This is a genomic window from Streptomyces sp. NPDC059454 (assembly GCF_042749965.1).
GTDB lineage: Bacteria > Actinomycetota > Actinomycetes > Streptomycetales > Streptomycetaceae > Streptomyces.
The window spans coordinates 1-18,747 of the sequence record NZ_JBHYVC010000057.1 but is presented as its reverse complement, the minus strand read 5'-3'; the positions used below and the strand labels follow the sequence as shown (position 1 = coordinate 18,747).

Below are 18,747 nucleotides of genomic sequence, written 5' to 3'. Positions count from 1 at the left end.
TCAGCCCTCCGAGGGGGCGAGGCGCTGCAGCTCCGCCTCGGTCGACTTCAGCAGGTCGTTCCAGGAGCCCTCGAACTTGTCGACGCCCTCGTCCTCCAGCAGCTGCACCACCTCGTCGTACGAGATGCCGAGCGCCTCGACCGCGTCCAGGTCGGCGCGGGCCTGCTCGTAGGTGCCGGTGACGGCGTCGCCCCGGATCTCGCCCTGCTCCTCGGTGGCGGCCAGCGTCGCCTCCGGCATGGTGTTCACCGTGTTCGGCGCCACCAGCTCGTCGACGTACATGGTGGCCTTGTACGCCTTGTCCTTCACACCGGTCGACGCCCACAGCGGACGCTGCTTGTTGGCGCCCTCGCGCTCGAGCGCCGCCCAGCGGTCGGTGGAGAAGACCTCCTCGTACGCCTGGTAGGCCAGACGCGCGTTGGCGATGGCGGCCTTGCCGCGCAGTGCCTTGGCCTCGTCGGTGCCGAGCGCGTCGATCCGCTTGTCGATCTCGGTGTCCACGCGGGACACGAAGAAGGACGCCACGGAGTGGATCTTCGACAGGTCCAGGCCGCGCTCCCTGGCCTTCTCCAGACCGGTCAGGAACGCGTCCATGACCTTGCGGTAGCGCTCCAGGGAGAAGATCAGCGTGACGTTGACGCTGATGCCCAGGCCGATGGTCTCGGCGATCGCCGGGATGCCGGCCTCGGTCGCCGGGATCTTGATCAGCGTGTTGGGCCGGTCCACCAGCCAGGCCAGCTGCTTGGCCTCGGCGACCGTCGCGCGGGTGTTGTGCGCCAGGCGCGGGTCCACCTCGATCGAGACCCGGCCGTCCTGGCCGCCGGTGGCGTCGAAGACCGGGCGCAGGATGTCGGCGGCGTCGCGGACGTCCGCCGTGGTGATCATGCGGATGGCCTCTTCGACGGTCACCTTGCGGGCGGCGAGGTCGGTCAGCTGCGTGTCGTAGCCGTCGCCCTCGGAGATCGCCTTCTGGAAGATCGTCGGGTTGGTGGTGACGCCCACGACGTGCTGCTGGTCCATCAGCTCGGCGAGGTTGCCGGACGTGATCCGCTTGCGCGACAGGTCGTCCAGCCAGATCGCGACGCCTTCGTCGGAAAGGCGCTTGAGTGCGTCCGTCATGGAAATTCCATCTCCTACGTGTCGTGTATGGGCGTCAGCGCTGGGCTGCGGCGATCGATTCCCTGGCGACGGCGGCCACGTTCTCGGCGGTGAAGCCGAACTCCTCGAACAGCACCTTGCCGTCGGCGGAGGCACCGAAGTGCTCCAGGGAGACGATCCGTCCGGCGTCCCCGACGTACTTGTGCCAGGTGAGACCGATACCGGCCTCGACGGCCACGCGTGCCTTCACGGCCGGCGGCAGGACGCTGTCCCGGTACCCCTGGTCCTGCTCCTCGAACCACTCCACCGACGGCATGGACACCACGCGCGTCGGCACACCGTCCGCCTGGAGCCGCTCGCGCGCCTCGACGGCGACGTGCACCTCGGAGCCGGTGGCGATGAGGACGACCTGGGCGTCGCCGCCCTCCGCGTCGAACAGCACGTAGCCGCCCTTCGCCGCGTCCTCGTTGGGCTCGTACGTCGGCACGCCCTGGCGGGTCAGCGCCAGACCGTGCGGGGCGCCCTTGCCGAACTCCTTGGTCCAGCGGGTGAGGATCTCCCGCCAGGCGATCGCGGTCTCGTTGGCGTCCGCCGGGCGGACGACGTTGAGGCCGGGGATGGCGCGCAGCGCGGCCAGGTGCTCGACCGGCTGGTGCGTCGGGCCGTCCTCGCCCAGGCCGATGGAGTCGTGCGTCCACACGTACGTCACCGGCAGGTGCATCAGCGCCGACAGGCGCACCGCGTTGCGCATGTAGTCGGAGAACACCAGGAAGGTGCCGCCGTAGATACGGGTGTTGCCGTGCAGCGCGATGCCGTTCATCTCGGCGGCCATGGCGTGCTCACGGATGCCGAAGTGGATCGTGCGCCCGTACGGGTCCGCCTCGGGCAGCGGGTTGCCGGCCGGGAGGAACGACGACGTCTTGTCGATCGTGGTGTTGTTGGAGCCCGCCAGGTCGGCCGAGCCGCCCCACAGCTCCGGGATCACCGCGCCGAGCGCCTGGAGCACCTTGCCGGACGCGGCACGCGTGGCCACGCCCTTGCCCGGCTCGAAGACCGGGATCGTGTCCTGCCAGCCCTCGGGCAGCTCACCGGCGGCGATCCGGTCGTACTCGGCGGCACGCTCCGGGTTGTTGTCACGCCACTGCTGGAAGGACTTCTCCCACACCGCGCGGGCCGCCTGGCCCCGCTCCAGCGCCTTGCGGGTGTGGCCGATGACCTCCTCGGAGACCTCGAAGCTCTGCTCCGGGTCGAAGCCGAGGACGCGCTTGGTGGCCGCGACCTCGTCGTCGCCGAGCGCCGAGCCGTGCGCGGCCTCGGTGTTCTGCGCGTTCGGCGCCGGCCAGGCGATGATCGACCGCATGGCGATGAAGGACGGCTTGTCCGTGACCTTCTTCGCCTCCTGGACCGCGTCGTAGATCGCGTTCGGGTCCAGGTCGCCGTCCGGCTTCGGGGCCACGCGCTGCACGTGCCAGCCGTAGGCCTCGTACCGCTTGACGACGTCCTCGGAGACGGCCGTCTCGGTGTTGCCCTCGATGGAGATGTGGTTGTCGTCCCACAGCAGCACCAGGTTGCCCAGCTTCTGGTGCCCGGCCAGCGAGGACGCCTCCGCGGAGATGCCCTCCTGGAGGCAGCCGTCACCGGCGATGCAGTACACGTAGTGGTCGAACGGGGACTCGCCCGCGGCGGCCTCCGGGTCGAACAGACCGCGTTCGTAGCGCGCGGCCATCGCCATGCCCACGGCGTTGGCGACACCCTGGCCCAGCGGGCCGGTCGTGGTCTCCACGCCCGTGGTGTGCCCGTACTCCGGGTGGCCCGGCGTCTTCGAGCCCCAGGTGCGGAACGCCTTCAGGTCGTCCAGCTCCAGGCCGAAGCCGGCCAGGTACAGCTGGGTGTAGAGGGTCAGGGACGAATGGCCGGCGGACAGCACGAAACGGTCGCGCCCGACCCAGTCGGCGTCCGCCGGGTCGTGCCGCATCACCTTCTGGAAGAGGGTGTAGGCGGCAGGCGCCAAACTCATCGCCGTACCCGGATGGCCGTTACCGACCTTCTGTACGGCATCGGCGGCCAGGACGCGGGCGGTGTCGACGGCCCGCTGGTCCAACTCGGTCCACTCGAGGTCTGTGGTGGTCGGCTTGTTGCTCACCCTGAGTCAGGGCTCCTCTCCACATGTCGGATGCCGGTGACGGCCCACCGGCGAGGTCGAGCCTACCCCCGTAGGACGTACCTTTTTCCGGGTCGTTCCAGAGTGCGGGCACTGCTGTGGATCCGCCTCCTGACCGGTCTGTTCGCCCCATTCGGCAGATGAATACGGAGCCGCTCATCCGGGTGCTCAATCGAGCTTCGAGGCGCACCTCGGAGGGCGCCGTCCAACACGAGCCGACCCCCGCGAATGTCCGGGTCTGGGCAACGTCTACAGTGGCGTGGTACGCGCGAGCCTTTACCGCCGCTTCACTTGGGGGGGCTTGCTGGGATGTCTCTGTAGGGGTGTACGTGACGGCCGTTGAATCCCGTCCAGCGGGGGTGCTGGGGACCAGTCAGAGCCCTGCCCATCGGCCGTTCGGGGCCCGGGTGATGGCCTTCGTGGCTCTCACCAAGCCGCGGATCATCGAACTGCTGCTCATCACCACCGTTCCGGTGATGTTCCTGGCGCAGCAGGGCGTGCCCGACCTGAAGCTGGTGCTGCTGACCTGCGTCGGCGGCTACCTGTCCGCGGGCGGCGCCAACGCGCTGAACATGTACATCGACCGCGACATCGACGCGCTGATGGACCGCACCGCGCAGCGTCCACTGGTGACCGGCATGGTCGGCCCGCGCGAGTGCCTGGCCTTCGGCATCACCCTGGCGGTCGTCTCGACCCTGCTCTTCGGGCTGACCGTCAACTGGCTGTCGGCCTGGCTCGCCCTCGGCGCACTCCTCTTCTACGTCGTCGTCTACACGATGCTCCTCAAGCGGCGTACGTCGCAGAACATCGTGTGGGGCGGCATCGCCGGCTGCATGCCGGTGCTGATCGGCTGGTCCGCGGTCACCGACTCGCTCTCGTGGGCGCCGGTCATCCTCTTCCTCGTCATCTTCTTCTGGACGCCGCCGCACTACTGGCCGCTGTCCATGAAGGTGAAGGACGACTACGCGCGCGTCGGCGTGCCGATGCTGCCGGTCATCGCCTCCAACAAGGTGGTCGCCAAGCAGATCGTGCTCTACAGCTGGGTCATGGTCGCGGTGTCGCTGCTGCTCACCCCGCTCGGCTACACCGGCTGGTTCTACACGGCGGTCGCCCTGGCGGCGGGCGGCTGGTGGCTGTGGGAGGCGCACGCGCTGCTGAACCGCGCGAAGGCCGAGGTGACGGGCGGCAAGCTGAAGGAGATGCGCCTGTTCCACTGGTCCATCACCTATGTGTCGCTGCTCTTCGTGGCCGTCGCGGTGGACCCGTTCCTGCGGTAACCGCTCCTCGGGCACCGGTCGGGGGGGGTACGTGGTCAAGGCCACGGACCCCGCCCGTCGCCGTTCGATCTACCCGTCGGTAGCATCCTGGTCATGGCAGACACGCAGCAGGTGGACCCGAAGGCAGAGCGGAAGGCGGCCCGGCTCGCCCAGCAGATCAGCGGCTTCGCCACGGCACACGGCGGCGCCGAGGGCCAGATCGCGTACCTCGGACAGCGCGGCGCCCGCATCGTCCTCGTCGGCGAGGACGGCGACTGGGGCGACGTCTTCGCCCCGTCCGTGGAGATCGCCGAGAAGGCCGTCGAGAAGGCGGGCATCACCGTCCACGAGAACTTCGACGGCGAGTTCGCGGCGAAGGTGAGGACGGGCCCGTACGAGTGGAGCCGCATGGCGGGGATCCAGGTGGGCGGCCCGTCCAACGGCTGAGCGGCAGCCCGCCCCGGGGGCGCGAAGCCGTCCCGATGCGCGGCTTTGCCGCGGGGGCGCGACCGACCACGGACGGCCCGCACCCGGCAGACGCGCGACCTCTTCCGGGGTTCACCCGTTAGGACGTGTGAAGCACCACCACACGGTCCCGTCCCGGGGGAGCTCCGGATGATCGAAACGCCCTCACTCGTGGACCAGTACTGCCACGGAGTGCTCCGCACGGAACTGGGCCTCGGCACGTTCGAGGCCCAGTTGTCCCCTACCGAGGGCCCACCCGCCCCCGGCACCACCCTCTTCGACACCCAGACCGGCTTCGCCGTACGCCGCTGGTGCCCGCCCCTGCTCGGCCTGGAACCGCACTGCCCGCCCGCCCGCTACCTCGCCCGGCGCCGTGAACTCGGCGTGATCGAGGCCGGGCGGCGGCTGCTGCGGGGCAGCGGCATCACCGCCTACCTTGTCGACACCGGGCTGCCCGGCGACCTCACGGGCCCCACCGAGCTGGGCATGGCCGGGGACGCCGAGGCCCACGAGATCGTCCGCCTGGAACAGCTCGCCGAACAGGTCGCCGACACCTCCGGCACCGTCGAGTCCTTCCTCGCCAACCTCGCCGAGTCCGTGCACGGCGCCGCCGCGCACGCCGTCGCCTTCACCTCCGTCGCCGGCGTACGGCACGGCCTGGCGCTCGCCCCCGAGCCGCCCGGACCGGGCGAGGTGCGCGGCGCGGCGGGGCGCTGGCTGGCCGCGCGCCGGGTCGGGGACGAACTGAGCGACCCCGTGCTGCTGCGGCATCTGCTGTGGATCGCCGTCGCCTCGGGCCGGCCCGTCCAGCTCCACGCCGGTCTCGCCGCACCGGGCGCCCGCATCGACCGCACCGACCCGGTCCTGCTGACCGACTTCGTCCGGGCCACCGCCGGTCTGGGCACCGACCTCGTGCTGTTGCACGGCTACCCGTACCACCGCCACGCCGCCCACCTCGCCGGCGTCTTCCCGCACGTCTACGCCGACTGCGGCGCCGCCCTGGTCCGCACCGGCGCCCGCGCGGCGACCGTCCTCGCGGAGATCCTGGAACTCGCCCCCTTCGGCAAGATCCTCTTCTCCAGCGGCGCCCGCGGCCTCCCCGAGCTGCACGTCGTCGGCGCCCACCTGTTCCGCGAGGCCCTCGGCAGGGTGCTCGGCACCTGGGTCGCCGAGGGCGCGTGGTCGCTGGACGACGCCCAGCGGGTGGCCGGTCTGATCGCCTCGGGGAACGCGGGCCGGGTGTACGGACTGGACTGAGCGGAGAAGACTGGGCGCATGCCGACCGACGCGCTGCTCGACCGTTTCCTCGCCGGCCTGGCGCCGCTCGCGCCCGTCGCCGTGTGGGCGCACGGCTCACTGGCCGGCGGGGACTACCGGGAGGGCCGCAGCGATCTGGACATGATCGTGGTCCTGGACGACCCGGTCACGGCCCGAACGGTGTGGTGCGTCGCGCTGGTGCACGCGCGGCTGCGGGACGAGCCGCTCGCCGACCGGTTGCACTGCACCTACCTGACGCCACGGACCGCGGCGGGCGCCGGGCGACGCCACCTCACCTGGGCGCACGAGGAGCTGTTCAGACGGCCGGTGACCCCGGTGACCCGGACCGAGCTGCACACCTTCGGCCGGGTTCTGCACGGAACGTCGCCCGCGGACGTGCTGCCGCCGGTGCCGGACGCCGAACTCGCCGCGTTCGTGATGCGTGACCAGCGCGACTACTGGCGGCGGGAGGTGGACCGGACCGCCAACTGGACGCATGACGTATGGGTCGACCTGGGCCTGCTGACCTTCGCCCGCGCCACCGTGACCCTGCGCGAGGGCCGGCTGATCACCAAGCGGGAGGCCCTGGACGTCCTGCCCGGCCTCGGCGCGCCCGGCGAGGTCGTCGAGGACATCCGGAGGCGGCGCTACGACGATCCCGCGCCGCCCGCCGAGGAGTGGACCGCACGCCGGGCCCGGCTGACCCGGGACTACCTGGGACCGGCGATCGACGCGCTGGTGGCGGGCTCCTGAGCGACCGGTACGGCCGCGTCAGGCACCGCCGCCGGGCGCTCGCGCAGCGACAGCAGCACGCGCAGCACCCAGATCCACATCACGCACGAGCCGAACATGTGCAGGCCGACCAGGATCTCGGGGAGGTCGGTGAAGTACTGGACGTAGCCGATGGCACCCTGCGCGAGCAGGATCAGGAACAGCTCGCGGGTGCGGGCCAGGGGCCCCTCGGGGGCGTCGACCGCCTTCAGGACGAACCACAGGGCGAACGTCAGCGTCACCACGATCCACGCCAGTACGGCGTGCAGCTTGCTGACCGTCTCCCAGTCGAGCGGCATCCGCGGGACGTCGCTGGAGTCGCCCGCGTGCGGGCCCGCGCCGGTGACCACCGTGCCGACCGCGATCAGCAGCACGGAGGCGGCCACCATGGACCACACCAGCTGCTGCACGGCCTTGCCGACCAGCGGCCGGGGCTCCGCGTCGCCCTCCCGGGTGCGCTGCCACATCACCGTGGCGACCGCGATCAGCGCGCTGGAGAGCAGGAAGTGCGCCGCGACCGTGTACGGGTTCAGGCCGACGAGGACCACGATGCCGCCGAGGATCGCGTTGCCCATGACGACCCAGAACTGCGCCCAGCCCAGCCGGGTCAGGCTGCGCCGGTACGGCTTCTCCGAGCGGGCGGCGATGATCGCCCAGCCGACGGCGGCGCACAGCACGTACGTCAGCAGGCGGTTGCCGAACTCGATGACGCCGTGCAGGCCCATCTCGCTGGTCGTGGTGAGCGAGTCGTCGGTGCACTTGGGCCAGGTCGGGCAGCCCAGGCCGGAGCCGGTCAGCCGCACCGCACCACCGGTGACCACGATGACCACCGCCATGACGAGCGCGGCGAGGGCCGCCCGCCGGACGGTCCGGGGATCCGGGGTCCAGCGTGCGGCGATGAAGGCGAGCGGGTTGCGCAGGGCCGCCTGGGCGTCGGCGCGGGTCAGGTTTGGCACGCGTCCCATCGTAGGCGGCCGCTTGTGCACGCTTTCACGAGGGTCGGTGCCGGCCATGCCGCCTACCCCCAGCGGAAGAACTTCCCGGCCGCCGTGAGCCCCGCGACCGCCCACACGGCGAGGATCCCGAGGTCGGCCCACGGCATCCCGGCCCCGTGCTGGAGCACGTCCCGCAGACCTTCCGACAGCGCGGAGACGGGCAGCAGGCCGAGCACGTCCTGGGCCGCGTCCGGGAACCTGTCCAGCGGTACGACCACTCCGCCGCCGACGAGCAGCAGCAGGAACACCAGGTTGGCGGCGGCGAGCGTCGCCTCGGCCTTCAGGGTGCCCGCCATCAGCAGGCCGAGCCCGGAGAAGGCGGCGGTGCCGAGGAGCAGCAGCAGGAACACCACGAAGGGGCTGCCCTGCGGGGACCAGCCGAGCGCGAGGGCGATCACCGTCACGAGGATCACCTGAAGGACCTCGGTGACCAGCACCGACAGCGTCTTCGCGGTCATCAGGCCCCAGCGCGGCAGCGGTGACGAGGCCAGCCGCTTCAGCACGCCGTACCGGCGCTCGAAGCCGGTCGCGATCGCCTGCCCGGTGAACGCCGTCGACATCACCGCGAGCGCGAGGATGCCGGGAGCGAGGAAGTCCACCGCCTCGCCCTCGCCGGTGTCCACGACGTCCACGGTGCTGAACAGCACCAGCAGCAACGTGGGGATGATCACCGTCAGCAGCAGCTGTTCGCCGTTGCGCAGCAGCATCTTCGTCTCGAGCGCGGCCTGTGCGGCGATCATGCGGGTCAGGGGCGCCGCGCCCGGCTTCGGTGAGTAGGTGCCGGTGGCCGTCACGAGCGCAGCTCCTTGCCGGTGAGCTCCAGGCTGTGTCTTCCCGGGGGGCGACCCCCGGACCCCCGGCCGGTTTCCGTCTGGGCCGGAATCATGAGCGCAACTCCTTGCCGGTGAGCTCCAGGAAAACGTCTTCGAGGGTGTGCCGTTCCACCGAGATCCGGTCCGGCAGCACCCCGTGCTGCGCGCACCAGGAGGTCACCGTGGCGAGCAGCTGCGGGTCGACCTCGCCGACGATCCGGTACGAGCCCGGGGCCACCTCGGCGCCCGAGGAGCCGGCGGGCAGCGCCTTCAGCAGGGACGCCACGTCCAGTCCCGGCCGTCCGGAGAAGCGGAGCGTGTTCTCGGCGCCGCCCCTGCACAGCTCCTCGGGGGAGCCCTGGGCGATCACCCGGCCGGCGTCGATGATCGCCACGTCGTCGGCGAGCTGCTCGGCCTCGTCCATGTGGTGGGTGGTGAGGATGACGGAGACGCCGTCCGCGCGCAGATCCCGGACCAGGTCCCAGGTGGCGCGGCGGGCCTGCGGGTCGAGGCCGGCGGTCGGCTCGTCCAGGAACACCAGCTCCGGGCGTCCCACCACGGCCATCGCGAGGGCGAGCCGCTGCTGCTGGCCGCCGGAGAGCCGCCGGTACGTCGTACGGCCGCAGGAGCCGAGCCCGAGGCGCTCGATCAGCGCGTCCACGTCCAGCGGATGTGCGTGCAGCTTCGCCACGTGCCGGAGCATCTCGTCCGCCCGCGCGCCCGAGTAGACGCCGCCGGACTGGAGCATCACCCCGACGCGGGGCCGCAGCGCTGCGGACTGCTTCACCGGGTCGAGGCCCAGGACGCGCACCGTGCCGGAATCCGGCCGCCGGTACCCCTCGCAGGTCTCGACCGTGGTCGTCTTGCCCGCCCCGTTGGGGCCGAGCACGGCGGTCACGCCCTGCCGGGCCACCAGGTCGAGGCCGTCCACCGCGGTCTTCGTGCCGTACCGCTTCACCAGGGCCTGCACCTGGACCACGGGCTCACTTCGCATGGGTCACGAGTCTAGGGAGGCGACCGGGGCGCCAGAGCGCCGGGTGCCGGAACTCCCGGGGGCGCGGGGAACCGCGCGGGCGACCACGACGCTCCCGCACGGGAGCGTGGCGGGTACGGCCCGCGACGGTCCCGCCGGGCGGCTCCCGCCGGGCCGTACACCGAGCTCGCGCAGTCGCGCGGTGAGGGTGTCGTGGGTGACAAGAGGGCCGGTCGGAGGGGGTGCGGGCATGGTCCCGGAGTGTCGTGGAAGGCCCCGCAGGGCCCACCGTTCTGATCGATCAAAGATCGTTTCCGCAGGTCACATTAGGTATACCTAAGTGATGCAGCGCACCTTCGGGCCGTCCGGGCGCGGCTTGCCCGGCTCGGATGAATTACGCAACAATGGCGTTGTGAAAAACGTTGGCGAGGCTCCCCACGAGGAACTGGCAACCGGTGAGCGGTCCACCCGCAACCGCGTCGCCCGCTCCGTCCTGGACCACGGCCCGTCGACCGTCGCGGAGCTCGCCGAGCGCCTCGGACTCACCCATGCGGCCGTACGCCGGCATCTGGACGCGCTGGCCGCCGACAATGTCGTGGAGGCCCGTGAACAGCGGGTCTACGGCACGCGCACGCGCGGGCGCCCGGCGAAGGTGTTCGCCCTCACCGACTGCGGACGGGACGCCTTCGACCAGTCCTACGACACACTGGCCGTGGACGCCCTGCGCTGGATCGGCGAGCAGGAGGGCGGCAGCGAGGCGATCGCCGCCTTCGCCCGCGCCAGGATCGCCGCCCAGGCCGAGACGTACCGCAAGGCGGTCGAGGGCGTGGCCCCCGAGGAGCGGACGGAAGCGCTGGCCAAGGCCCTCAGCGCGGACGGGTACGCTGCGACTGCGCGCAGCGCACCGGTCGGTGAGCAGCTCTGCCAGCACCACTGCCCGGTCGCCCACGCCGCCGAAAAGTTTCCGCAGCTCTGCGAGGCCGAGACGGAATTTTTCGCCGAGCTTCTCGGTACGCATGTGCAGCGGCTGGCCACCATCGCCCACGGCGACGGCGTCTGCACGACGTTCATCCCCAAGATTTCCCACCACGCATCTGAAAGCACGTCCGGGAGGAACCCCGCATGACTCTCCCCACGGAGACTGCCCACCCCGAGCTCGAGGGCCTGGGCACGTACGAATACGGCTGGGCCGACCGTGACGAGGCCGGTGCGTCGGCGCGCCGCGGCCTGAACGAGGACGTCGTCCGGGACATCTCCACGAAGAAGGACGAGCCGGAGTGGATGACCAAGCTCCGCCTCAAGGGCCTGCGCCTGTTCGAGAAGAAGCCCATGCCGAACTGGGGCTCCGACCTCTCCGGCATCGACTTCGACAACATCAAGTACTTCGTGCGCTCCACGGAGAAGCAGGCGGAGTCCTGGGAGGACCTGCCCGAGGACATCAAGAACACCTACGACAGGCTGGGCATCCCGGAGGCCGAGAAGAAGCGCCTCGTCGCCGGTGTCGCCGCCCAGTACGAGTCGGAGGTCGTCTACCACCAGATCCGTGAGGACCTGGAGGAGCAGGGCGTCATCTTCCTCGACACCGACACCGCCCTGAAGGAGCACCCGGAGCTCTTCAAGGAGTACTTCGGCACGGTCATCCCGGTCGGCGACAACAAGTTCGCGTCGCTGAACTCCGCCGTGTGGTCGGGCGGCTCGTTCATCTACGTCCCGCCGGGCGTGCACGTCGAGATCCCGCTCCAGGCCTACTTCCGGATCAACACCGAGAACATGGGCCAGTTCGAGCGGACCCTGATCATCGTCGACGAGGGTGCCTACGTGCACTACGTCGAGGGCTGCACCGCCCCGATCTACAAGTCGGACTCGCTCCACTCCGCAGTGGTCGAGATCATCGTCAAGAAGAACGCCCGCTGCCGCTACACGACCATCCAGAACTGGTCGAACAACGTCTACAACCTGGTCACCAAGCGCGCCGTGGCCTACGAGGGCGCGACCATGGAGTGGGTCGACGGCAACATCGGCTCCAAGGTGACGATGAAGTACCCGGCGGTCTACCTGATGGGCGAGCACGCCAAGGGCGAGACGCTGTCCATCGCCTTCGCCGGCGAGGGCCAGCACCAGGACGCGGGCGCCAAGATGGTCCACATGGCCCCGAACACCTCGTCCAACATCGTCTCCAAGTCGGTGGCGCGCGGCGGTGGCCGTACGTCCTACCGCGGTCTGATCGAGATCGGCGAGGGCGCCCCGGGCTCCAAGTCCAACGTGCTCTGCGACGCGCTGCTCGTCGACACCATCTCCCGCTCGGACACCTACCCCTACGTGGACGTCCGTGAGGACGACGTGTCCATGGGCCACGAGGCGACCGTCTCCAAGGTCTCCGAGGACCAGCTCTTCTACCTGATGAGCCGCGGTCTGAGCGAGTTCGAGGCGATGGCGATGATCGTGCGCGGCTTCGTCGAGCCGATCGCCAAGGAACTGCCGATGGAGTACGCGCTCGAGCTCAACCGGCTGATCGAGCTGCAGATGGAAGGCGCGGTCGGCTAAGCACCAGCGCCGTTTCGTCAAGCCCCTTACGCAAAGGAAAGCGAGCACTACGACAGCCATGGCTGAGGCTCAGAACATCCCCGTGGGTTCCACCACCGCGGGCTCGATCGCGGTCGCCGCGGAGTCGACCGTCGCGACCCGCATGAGCGCGCCCCCGTCCTTCGACGTGGCGGACTTCCCCGTCCCCCACGGCCGCGAGGAGGAGTGGCGGTTCACCCCGCTGGAGCGGCTGCGCGGTCTGCACGACGGCACCGCCACCGCCACCGACGGGGGCGTCAAGGTCACCGTCGAGGCGCCCGAGGGCGTCATCGTCGAGACCGTCGGCCGCGACGACGCCCGGCTCGGCCGCGCCGGCACCCCGGTGGACCGCGTCGCCGCCCAGGCGTACTCCGCCTTCGAGCGGGCCTCGGTCGTGACCGTGCCCAAGGAGACCGTCCTCACCGAGCCGGTCCGCATCGCGGTGCACGGCGAGGGCGGCACCGCCTACGCCCACCAGGTGATCGAGCTCGGCGCCTTCGCCGAGGCCGTCGTGGTCATCGACCACACCGGTGACGCGGTACTCGCCGCAGGCGTCGAGTACGTCCTCGGCGACGGCGCCAAGCTGACCGTCGTCTCCGTCCAGGACTGGGACGACAAGGCCGTGCACGTCGCCCAGCACGACGCCCTCGTCGGCCGGGACGCCTCCTTCAAGTCGGTGGTCGTCACCTTCGGCGGCGACGTCGTACGCCTCCACCCGCGCGTGACGTACGCCGGCCCCGGCGGCGAGGCCGAGCTGTTCGGCCTGTACCTCACCGACGCCGGTCAGCACCAGGAGCACCGCCTCCTGGTCGACCACAACGTCCCGCACTGCAAGTCCGACGTCGCCTACAAGGGCGCGCTCCAGGGCGACGGCGCGCACGCCGTGTGGATCGGTGACGTGCTCATCGAGGCCAAGGCCGAGGGCACCGACACCTACGAGATGAACCGCAACCTGGTCCTCACCGACGGCGCCCGCGTCGACTCCGTGCCCAACCTGGAGATCGAGACCGGCGAGATCGTCGGCGCCGGCCACGCCTCCGCGACCGGCCGCTTCGACGACGAGCAGCTCTTCTACCTGATGGCCCGCGGCATCCCCGAGCGGGACGCCCGCCGCCTGGTGGTCCGCGGCTTCTTCGCCGAACTCGTCCAGCAGATCGGCGTCCCGGACATCGAGGAGCGCCTGATCGCCAAGATCGAGGAGGAGCTGGAGGCGGCGGTCGCATGACCTTCCGACGCGCCTGCGGGCTGAGCGAGCTGGAGGAGGACACCCCGAAGCGGGTGGAACTCGACGGCACGCCGGTCTCCCTCGTGCGGACCGAGGGCGAGGTGTTCGCGATCCACGACATCTGCTCGCACGCGAACGTCTCCCTCGCGGAGGGCGAGGTGGACGACTGCCACATCGAGTGCTGGCTGCACGGCTCGCGTTTCGACCTCCGTTCCGGCAAGCCCGACGCCCTTCCGGCGACGCGCCCCGTCCCCGTATACCCCGTAAAGATCGAAGGGGACGACGTGCTCGTCTCCGTCACCCAGGAGTCCTGAGGCACCCATGGCAACGCTTGAAATCCGAGACCTGCACGTCACCGTCGAGGTCGAGAACGGCACGAAGGAAATCCTCAAGGGTGTCGACCTCACCGTGAAGCAGGGCGAGACGCACGCCATCATGGGCCCCAACGGCTCCGGCAAGTCGACTCTCGCCTACGCACTGGCCGGTCACCCCAAGTACACCGTCTCCGGCGGCACCGTCACCCTCGACGGCGAGGACGTCCTGGAGATGTCCGTCGACGAGCGCGCCCGCGCCGGCCTCTTCCTCGCCATGCAGTACCCGGTCGAGGTCCCCGGCGTCTCCGTCTCCAACTTCCTGCGCACCTCCGCCACCGCCGTCCGCGGCGAGGCCCCCAAGCTGCGCACCTGGGTGAAGGAGGTCAAGGAGGCCATGGAGCGCCTCAACATGGACCCCGCCTTCGCCGAGCGCAACGTCAACGAGGGCTTCTCCGGCGGTGAGAAGAAGCGCCACGAGATCCTCCAGCTCGAACTGCTCAAGCCGAAGATCGCGATCCTCGACGAGACCGACTCCGGCCTGGACGTCGACGCCCTGCGCATCGTCTCCGAGGGCGTCAACCGCGTCCGCGAGTCCGGCGAGGTCGGCACCCTGCTGATCACGCACTACACGCGCATCCTGCGCTACATCAAGCCCGACCACGTCCACGTGTTCGCCGGCGGCCGCATCGTCGAGTCCGGCGGTCCCGAGCTCGCCGACAAGCTGGAGAACGAGGGCTACGAGGCATACGCGAAGCGCGACGAAGTCGACACGAAGGGTGGCGCATCCGAGTGACACAGCTGCCGGGCCTCCTCGACACCGAGGCGATCCGCAAGGACTTCCCGATCCTGGACCGTCTGGTCCATGACGATCGGAAGCTCGTGTACCTGGACAACGCGGCGACCTCGCAGAAGCCGCGCCAGGTGCTGGACGCCCTGAGCGAGTACTACGAGCGCTACAACGCCAACGTCCACCGTGGCGTGCACGTCCTCGCCGAGGAGGCCACGGCACTGTACGAGGGCGCGCGCGACAAGGTCGCGGAGTTCGTCAACGCGCCCAGCCGCAACGAGGTGATCTTCACCAAGAACGCCTCCGAGTCGCTCAACCTCGTGGCCAACATGCTCGGCTGGGCCGACGAGCCCTACCGGGTGGACCACGAGACCGAGATCGTCATCACGGAGATGGAGCACCACTCCAACATCGTGCCGTGGCAGCTGCTCGCGCAGCGCACGGGCGCGAAGCTGAAGTGGTTCGGCCTCACCGACGACGGCCGGCTCGACCTCTCGAACATCGACGAGATCATCACCGAGAAGACGAAGATCGTCTCCTTCGTCCTGGTCTCCAACATCCTGGGCACGGTCAACCCGGTCGAGGCGATCGTGCGCCGCGCCCAGGAGGTCGGCGCCCTGGTGTGCATCGACGCCTCCCAGGCCGCGCCGCACATGCCGCTGGACGTCCAGGCCCTCCAGGCCGACTTCGTGGCCTTCACCGGCCACAAGATGTGCGGTCCGACCGGCATAGGCGTGCTCTGGGGCCGTCAGGAACTGCTGGAGGACCTGCCTCCGTTCCTCGGCGGCGGCGAGATGATCGAGACCGTGTCGATGAGCTCGTCGACCTACGCCCCGGCCCCGCACAAGTTCGAGGCGGGCACCCCGCCGATCGCCCAGGCGGTCGGTCTCGGTGCGGCGATCGACTACCTGTCGGCCATCGGCATGGACAAGATCCTCGCCCATGAGCACGCCATCACCGAGTACGCGGTCAAGCGGCTGGCCGAGGTCCCGGACCTGCGCATCATCGGCCCCGCCACGGCCGAGGACCGGGGAGCGGCGATCTCGTTCACGCTCGGTGACATCCACCCGCACGACGTGGGCCAGGTCCTCGACGAACAGGGCATCGCGGTACGCGTGGGTCATCACTGCGCCCGCCCCGTCTGCCTGCGGTACGGAATTCCCGCGACCACGCGAGCGTCGTTCTATCTGTACTCCACGCCGACCGAGATCGACGCATTGGTCGACGGCCTGGAGCACGTACGGAACTTCTTCGGATGAGGGGCTGAGGCGTGAAGCTGGACTCCATGTACCAGGACGTCATCCTGGACCACTACAAGAACCCGCACGGCCGGGGTCTTCGGGACGGCGACGCCGAGGTGCACCATGTCAACCCGACGTGCGGTGACGAGATCACGCTCCGCGTGAAGTACGACGGCACGAAGATCAGCGACGTCAGCTACGAGGGGCAGGGCTGCTCCATCAGCCAGGCCTCCGCCTCCGTGCTGAACGACCTGCTGGTCGGCAAGGACCTCGCCGAGGCGCAGCGGATCCAGGCGACCTTCCTGGAACTGATGCAGTCCAAGGGGAAGATCGAGCCCGACGACGCGATGGAGGAGATCCTGGAGGACGCGGTCGCGTTCGCCGGGGTGTCCAAGTACCCGGCCCGGGTGAAGTGCGCCCTCCTCAGCTGGATGGCGTGGAAGGACGCGACGGCCCAGGCACTGGGCGCCGACGCCGAAAGGACAACGGCATGAGCGAGACCCTGGAGATGAAACCGGCTTCCGAGGAGGAGGTCCGTGAGGCCCTGCTGGATGTCGTCGACCCCGAACTGGGCATCGACGTCGTCAACCTCGGCCTCATCTACGGCGTCCACATCGACGACTCCAATGTGGCGACCGTCGACATGACCCTGACCTCGGCGGCCTGCCCGCTGACGGACGTCATCGAGGACCAGGCCAAGTCCGCCACGGACGGCCTGGTCAGCGAGTTGCGCATCAACTGGGTCTGGATGCCGCCGTGGGGCCCCGACAAGATCACGGACGACGGCCGTGAGCAGTTGCGGGCGCTGGGCTTCAACGTCTGAGCGAGCGGTTCGGCAAGCGGCCCCCGGTGTGAAGCCGGGGGCCGCTTCGCGTGGGTTCGTCCCTGGCTACGATCGCCGTCATGGGGTACGCACTGCTCGTCGGAGCCATCGCAGCGGAAGTGGTCGGGACGACCGCCATGAAGTACAGCGAGGGGTTCACCCGGCTGTGGCCCTCGGTCGTCACCGTCGCCGGGTACCTGGTGGCGTTCGCCCTGCTCGCGCAGACCCTGAAGACCCTGTCGGTCGGAACGGCGTACGCCATCTGGTCCGGGGTCGGGACGGCCGCCATCGCGGTGATCGGCGCGGTGTTCATGGGCGAGGGACTCACCGCCGCCAAGGCCGGGGGCATCGCGCTGATCATCGCCGGAGTGGTGGTGCTCAACCTGGGCGGGGCGCACTGACCGGCGCCGGCCGGCGGGGCGTACCGCCCGCGCGGACCGCACGCCGAGACGTGGACCCCACCGGTTCGCGTCCGCGGCCACCGGTTGGTTAGGTTGCCCTCATGACCGACACGACTGCTCACAGCACCTCCGGCGCGGTGGCCGCCGGCCTCGCCACCGTCGCCGCCGACGGCACCGTCCTCGACACCTGGTTCCCCGCCCCCGTCCTGGCCGACGAGCCCGGCCCGTCCGGCACCGAGCGGCTCTCCGCCGAGCGGGCCGCGGAACTCCTGGGCGGCGGGGCCACCGCGGCGGTCGGTCCGGACGCCCGCCGGGGCGTCGAGGTGGTCGCGGTCCGTACGGTCATCTCGTCGCTGGCCGAGAAGCCGGTCGACGCGCACGACGTCTACCTGCGCCTGCACCTGCTCTCGCACCGCCTGGTCCGGCCGCACGGCCAGAACCTGGACGGCGTCTTCGGCCACCTCGCCAACGTCGCCTGGACCTCGCTGGGCCCGGTCGCCGTGGACGACCTCGAGAAGGTGCGGCTCAACGCCCGCGCCGAGGGACTGCACCTGGCCGTGACATCCGTCGACAAGTTCCCCCGCATGACGGACTACGTCGCCCCCAAGGGCGTCCGCATCGCCGACGCCGACCGCGTGCGGCTCGGCGCGCACCTCGCCGAGGGCACCACCGTCATGCACGAGGGCTTCGTCAACTTCAACGCCGGCACGCTCGGCACGTCGATGGTCGAGGGCCGCGTCTCGGCCGGTGTCGTCATCGGCGACGGCTCGGACATCGGTGGTGGCGCCTCCACCATGGGCACCCTGTCCGGCGGCGGCAACGTGCGCATCACCATCGGCGAGCGCTGCCTGGTCGGCGCCGAGGCGGGCGTCGGCATCGCCCTCGGTGACGAGTGCGTGGTCGAGGCCGGCCTGTACGTCACCGCAGGTACCCGCGTCACCATGCCCGACGGCCAGATCGTCAAGGCCCGTGAACTGTCCGGCGCCTCCCACATCCTCTACCGCCGCAACTCCGTCACCGGCACGGTCGAGGCCCGCCCGAACAACGCGGTCTGGGGCGGCCTGAACGAGATCCTGCACAGCCACAACTGAGCCGGCCGTCACACCCGTACGCCCTCGTACGGGTTACTCCCCGTGACTTCGAGGTCGTTTTGGCAGATGAACGGGTGGACACAGAGTCCGATCAGAAGCCGGGACGACTGACATACAGAAATGGGGACGAACGGGCGATGACGAACGAGTGGGTGTGGGGCGTGCTCCGCTGTGCGGTCGGAGTGATGGGGGTGGTGTCCGTGCTGATGCTGTGCGGCACACTGGCCAGTTCCGCACACGCGGACGAGACCAGCACGGCCTCCCACAACGGTCACCGCGTCGGACTGATCAACGCCAACGTCGGTCAGGTCGACGACCCCGCCGAGGACGTACTGGAACACACCCTGCTGTTCGGGGACGGGTACGCCTGGGACTGAGGGGTCGCTTCGACGGGCCGGGGCGCCGCGCGGGGGAAAACCAAGCGGGCCCCCCCCCCCTTTTTTTTTTTTTTGTTTGGGGGGGGAATGGGGGGGCCGGCCGGCGGGGGGGAGAAGGGGGGGGGGGGGGGGAAAAGG

20 protein-coding genes are annotated in these 18,747 nt (G+C 70.2%); 15 read left to right on the top strand and 5 right to left on the bottom strand.

Annotation, left to right across the window (positions count from 1 at the left end):
- Complete coding sequence (gene tal, locus ACFXAE_RS28710) at window positions 1–1,119, bottom strand: transaldolase (protein ID WP_384720002.1); 1,119 nt, start codon at window positions 1,117–1,119, stop codon at window positions 1–3.
- Window positions 1,120–1,153: 34 nt separating this feature from the next.
- The gene (gene tkt / locus ACFXAE_RS28705; RefSeq protein WP_384720000.1) at window positions 1,154–3,241 is read right to left on the bottom strand and encodes a transketolase; all 2,088 of its coding nucleotides are present in this window, start codon (window positions 3,239–3,241) and stop codon (window positions 1,154–1,156) included.
- A 341-nt stretch (window positions 3,242–3,582) separates the two neighbouring features.
- Between tkt and ACFXAE_RS28700 the strand changes: the two genes are divergently transcribed.
- The 4 genes from ACFXAE_RS28700 (at window position 3,583) to ACFXAE_RS28685 (ending at window position 6,990) form a co-directional block, all read left to right on the top strand.
- Window positions 3,583–4,536: a heme o synthase gene (locus ACFXAE_RS28700; RefSeq protein WP_384719998.1), complete on the top strand. Its 954-nt coding sequence runs from the start codon at window positions 3,583–3,585 to the stop codon at window positions 4,534–4,536.
- Between the two features lie 93 nt (window positions 4,537–4,629).
- Window positions 4,630–4,962 carry a hypothetical protein gene (locus tag ACFXAE_RS28695; protein WP_384719996.1) on the top strand — a complete coding sequence of 111 codons (333 nt, stop codon included), beginning with the start codon at window positions 4,630–4,632 and terminating at the stop codon, window positions 4,960–4,962.
- Between the two features lie 168 nt (window positions 4,963–5,130).
- Complete coding sequence (locus ACFXAE_RS28690) at window positions 5,131–6,237, top strand: amidohydrolase family protein (protein WP_384719994.1); 1,107 nt, start codon at window positions 5,131–5,133, stop codon at window positions 6,235–6,237.
- 18 nt (window positions 6,238–6,255) lie between these two features.
- Window positions 6,256–6,990 carry a nucleotidyltransferase domain-containing protein gene (locus tag ACFXAE_RS28685; protein WP_384719992.1) on the top strand — a complete coding sequence of 245 codons (735 nt, stop codon included), beginning with the start codon at window positions 6,256–6,258 and terminating at the stop codon, window positions 6,988–6,990.
- Here ACFXAE_RS28685 and ACFXAE_RS28680 read toward each other — a convergent pair.
- The 3 genes from ACFXAE_RS28680 to ACFXAE_RS28670 all read right to left on the bottom strand — a co-directional run bounded on the left by ACFXAE_RS28680 (window position 6,948) and on the right by ACFXAE_RS28670 (window position 9,809).
- On the bottom strand, window positions 6,948–7,973 hold the full coding sequence (locus ACFXAE_RS28680; protein ID WP_384719990.1) for a heme A synthase: 1,026 nt from the start codon (window positions 7,971–7,973) through the stop codon (window positions 6,948–6,950). The genes ACFXAE_RS28685 and ACFXAE_RS28680 overlap by 43 nt on opposite strands.
- 53 nt (window positions 7,974–8,026) lie before the next feature.
- Window positions 8,027–8,743 carry an ABC transporter permease gene (locus ACFXAE_RS28675; protein WP_384720050.1) on the bottom strand — a complete coding sequence of 239 codons (717 nt, stop codon included), beginning with the start codon at window positions 8,741–8,743 and terminating at the stop codon, window positions 8,027–8,029.
- 142 nt (window positions 8,744–8,885) lie between these two features.
- Window positions 8,886–9,809 carry an ABC transporter ATP-binding protein gene (locus ACFXAE_RS28670; RefSeq protein WP_384719988.1) on the bottom strand — a complete coding sequence of 308 codons (924 nt, stop codon included), beginning with the start codon at window positions 9,807–9,809 and terminating at the stop codon, window positions 8,886–8,888.
- 391 nt (window positions 9,810–10,200) lie between these two features.
- Here ACFXAE_RS28670 and ACFXAE_RS28665 point away from each other — a divergent pair, with 391 nt between their 5' ends.
- From ACFXAE_RS28665 to ACFXAE_RS28615, 11 genes are all read left to right on the top strand, one after another.
- Window positions 10,201–10,914, top strand: a complete 714-nt coding sequence (locus tag ACFXAE_RS28665; protein ID WP_384719986.1) for a helix-turn-helix transcriptional regulator — start codon at window positions 10,201–10,203, stop codon at window positions 10,912–10,914.
- A complete protein-coding gene (sufB, locus tag ACFXAE_RS28660; protein WP_384719984.1) occupies window positions 10,911–12,332 on the top strand; it encodes a Fe-S cluster assembly protein SufB in 1,422 nt (473 codons plus the stop codon). Before ACFXAE_RS28665 ends, sufB begins: the two co-directional genes overlap by 4 nt.
- 58 nt (window positions 12,333–12,390) lie before the next feature.
- Window positions 12,391–13,575: a Fe-S cluster assembly protein SufD gene (sufD, locus tag ACFXAE_RS28655; protein ID WP_384719982.1), complete on the top strand. Its 1,185-nt coding sequence runs from the start codon at window positions 12,391–12,393 to the stop codon at window positions 13,573–13,575.
- Window positions 13,572–13,889, top strand: coding sequence for a non-heme iron oxygenase ferredoxin subunit (locus ACFXAE_RS28650; RefSeq protein ID WP_384719980.1), 318 nt, complete (start codon window positions 13,572–13,574; stop codon window positions 13,887–13,889). Before sufD ends, ACFXAE_RS28650 begins: the two co-directional genes overlap by 4 nt.
- A 7-nt stretch (window positions 13,890–13,896) precedes the next feature.
- A complete protein-coding gene (gene sufC, locus ACFXAE_RS28645) occupies window positions 13,897–14,682 on the top strand; it encodes a Fe-S cluster assembly ATPase SufC (protein WP_384719978.1) in 786 nt (261 codons plus the stop codon).
- Window positions 14,679–15,935, top strand: coding sequence for a cysteine desulfurase (locus tag ACFXAE_RS28640; RefSeq protein ID WP_384719976.1), 1,257 nt, complete (start codon window positions 14,679–14,681; stop codon window positions 15,933–15,935). The genes sufC and ACFXAE_RS28640 overlap by 4 nt, the downstream gene beginning before the upstream one ends.
- A gap of 11 nt (window positions 15,936–15,946) precedes the next feature.
- Window positions 15,947–16,411 carry a Fe-S cluster assembly sulfur transfer protein SufU gene (gene sufU / locus ACFXAE_RS28635; protein WP_384719974.1) on the top strand — a complete coding sequence of 155 codons (465 nt, stop codon included), beginning with the start codon at window positions 15,947–15,949 and terminating at the stop codon, window positions 16,409–16,411.
- The gene (locus ACFXAE_RS28630) at window positions 16,408–16,740 is read left to right on the top strand and encodes a metal-sulfur cluster assembly factor (protein WP_384719972.1); all 333 of its coding nucleotides are present in this window, start codon (window positions 16,408–16,410) and stop codon (window positions 16,738–16,740) included. Before sufU ends, ACFXAE_RS28630 begins: the two co-directional genes overlap by 4 nt.
- An 80-nt stretch (window positions 16,741–16,820) precedes the next feature.
- Entirely contained in the window at window positions 16,821–17,141 is a 321-nt protein-coding gene (locus tag ACFXAE_RS28625) for a DMT family transporter (RefSeq protein WP_384719970.1), read from the top strand.
- A gap of 101 nt (window positions 17,142–17,242) precedes the next feature.
- Window positions 17,243–18,232: a 2,3,4,5-tetrahydropyridine-2,6-dicarboxylate N-succinyltransferase gene (dapD, locus tag ACFXAE_RS28620; RefSeq protein WP_384719968.1), complete on the top strand. Its 990-nt coding sequence runs from the start codon at window positions 17,243–17,245 to the stop codon at window positions 18,230–18,232.
- A 137-nt stretch (window positions 18,233–18,369) separates the two neighbouring features.
- Window positions 18,370–18,609 carry a hypothetical protein gene (locus tag ACFXAE_RS28615; protein WP_384719966.1) on the top strand — a complete coding sequence of 80 codons (240 nt, stop codon included), beginning with the start codon at window positions 18,370–18,372 and terminating at the stop codon, window positions 18,607–18,609.
- The last annotated feature ends 138 nt before the right edge of the window (window positions 18,610–18,747 follow it).